3 protein-coding genes are annotated in these 2383 nt (G+C 65.0%); 2 read left to right on the top strand and 1 reads right to left on the bottom strand.

What is annotated here, in order from left to right; all coding sequences use genetic code 11:
* Nucleotides 1-112: 112 nt before the first annotated feature.
* The gene (locus ACYVDE_RS20435) at nucleotides 113-547 is read left to right on the top strand and encodes an acyl-CoA thioesterase (RefSeq protein WP_460503382.1); all 435 of its coding nucleotides are present in this window, start codon (nucleotides 113-115) and stop codon (nucleotides 545-547) included.
* Nucleotides 548-582: 35 nt separating this feature from the next.
* Here the strand turns inward: ACYVDE_RS20435 and ACYVDE_RS20430 are convergent, their stop codons facing one another.
* Nucleotides 583-1767, bottom strand: a complete 1185-nt coding sequence (locus ACYVDE_RS20430; RefSeq protein WP_460503381.1) for a putative sulfate/molybdate transporter — start codon at nucleotides 1765-1767, stop codon at nucleotides 583-585.
* Nucleotides 1768-1852: 85 nt separating this feature from the next.
* On the opposite strand from ACYVDE_RS20430, the gene ACYVDE_RS20425 reads away from it, so the two are divergent.
* Nucleotides 1853-2383 (top strand): formate dehydrogenase accessory sulfurtransferase FdhD (locus ACYVDE_RS20425; RefSeq protein ID WP_460503380.1); only part of this gene is annotated, 531 nt, incomplete at its 3' end.

Raw genomic sequence — 2383 nt, 5'->3', positions numbered from 1 at the left:
CGTGCCGCCGCGCCTGGGGCGCGGCCGGGGGGCATGCGCCGGTGGCCGGCTACGCAAAACGGGGCTTGAACGCAAACGGAGACCGTTTCTCATCTCCTTTCCCCGTTAGCTCATGCTCCTGGCCGACCGCATTGCCCGCGCCGAAACGCGCATCTTCAAAGCCGTATTCCCCAACACCACCAACCACTACGATACCCTGTTTGGCGGCACCACGCTGCTGCTCATGGACGAGGTGGCCTTCATCGCCGCCACCCGCTTCTCACGCCTGAAAATGGTAACAGTATCGTCGGAGCGGGTCGATTTCACGCACCCCATCCCCGGCGGCTCGCTGGTTGAGCTGGTGGCCAGTATCGAGCACGTCGGCCGCACCAGCCTCAAAGTACGCGTCGAATTATTCGTGGAGCAGATGTACTCCGAAGACCGCCACAAGGCCGTTACCGGCCTGTTTACCTTCGTGGCCGTGGACGAGCACAAGCAGCCCGTCCGCATTCTGGCCGAGGAACCGGTGGTGTTGCCAACGTTGGCAACGCCGCTTTTAGAAGCGTAACCAGCTTGGCCAAAGTTAGTAATAGCTGCCCGCCGCTACTGCTTCCCCAGTCCCACCCAGCCGCGCTGCATGGCATAATACACGGCCGTGCCCACCACGAGGCCCACCAGGTAGCCATACGGCAGCCCGGCGCAGAGCAGGCCCACCAGCAGCGCCACCAGCAGGTCGGCGCGTGCAGTACTCACATCGCGCAGCAGCGTAGCCAGCGACAGCGCCTCGAATAGCAGCAGCACCCCCAGCACTGGCAGCGGAAACAGCTGCACCACCTCGGCAAAGCCCTGGCTGAAAAAGAGCCCCAGTACCAGAAAAATGCCCCCGTAAATCACCACCGACCCGCCCGTGCGCGCGCCAAACGCGTAGTGCCCCACCATGCCGCCCGAGCCGTGGCACACCGGGAAACCCCCAAAAAACGGGTTCACCAGGTTCATTAAAGCGTAGGTGAAGCTGATTTTGCGCACCGTGAGCGGGGCACGCTCCGGAAATAAATCATGCGCTACCTGCTTGGTAGCCAGAATGGAGTTGCCCAGCGACAGTGGAATCTGGGGCAGGGCCAGCAGCACCGCGCCAGTGAGAATATCGGCCGTCTCAGGCAGGTGCCAGGCGGGTAGGTGCAGCCCTGCCGCTTTCTGGGCCGTGGCAAAATCGAGCTTGAACACCAGCGCATACGCCACGCCCAGGGCAATGACGATGAGCGCCGCCGGCCAGCGCCGGTTGCCAAACAGCACCACCGTGACCGTGAATGCCGCCGCCGCCAGCGCGTAGCCCGCGGCTCCATCGGCCCCCACGTACTTGGTGAGGGCCAGCGTGGCCAGCTGCAGCGCCAGCCCGAACTGAATGCCGCGCACCACGGCCTTGGGCACCAGCCGCGCCAGCGCATCAATCAGCCCGGTTATCGACAAAAAGAACATGCTGATGCCAATGGCCAGCCCGCCGCCGAAGATGACGCGTCCCGGCAACTTCTGAGCAATAACCAGCGCCGCGAAGGCTTTGAGCGGCTGCACCGGCATGGGCAGCCGGTACCACAGCCCCGAAAACACCTGCATCAGCCCGAACATCACCAGCACCGAGGCGCTATCGATGCCCGAAGCGGCTACGACGCCAATCAGCAGCGGCAAATCGGTGCCCAAGTCACCAAACGCGCCGGCCACCTCATTGCGGTCGAAGCGGATGGGCGGGCGCGGCGCGGTGGGAAAGGGCGGGGGAGCGGTTGGAAGCGGCATCGGAGCAAAGGTCGCCCCCAGAACGAAGACCCCGAAACCTCGGTTGCCGTTTGAGGCTTATACCAATCCACGCCACCCGCCGCCCATGAGCCCCGCCATTCTGCTTCCCGCCGCCAGCTACGAGTTCGCCACCATCCAGAAGGTGAGCGGCAGCGGCCCGCCCGTGCCCGCCTCCGACCAGCTCGCCGCCGAGGAGCCGCTCGAAATCCGCGTGGGCTACGAACTGAACGGCCAGCGCGAGCACCGCACCCTCTCCGTGACGATGCGCACGCCCGGCCACGACGAGGAGCTGGCCGCCGGCTTCCTGTTCACCGAAGGCCTTATTCACGACAAAGCCGACCTGCTGGGCATCATTCCCTGCCCCGATGTTGAGAAAGAAGAGGAAGCCGGCAACGTCGTGCGCGCCGAGCTGGCCGCGCACGTAAAAGTCGATTTCGCGGCCATGGAGCGGCATTTCTATACCAGCTCCAGCTGCGGCGTGTGCGGCAAAACCAGCATCGACGCGGTACGCACCGCCAGTTGCCCGGTGCTGCCCACGGCCGGCCCGCACATCAGCGCGTCCACGATGCATCAGCTGCCCGAGCGGCTGCGTGCCGCCCAGGCCGGCTTCGAGCAG

The organism is Hymenobacter agri (assembly GCF_054778495.1).
The sequence above is the reverse complement of the archived record's forward strand: the minus strand, read 5'-3'. Positions and strand labels throughout refer to the sequence as shown.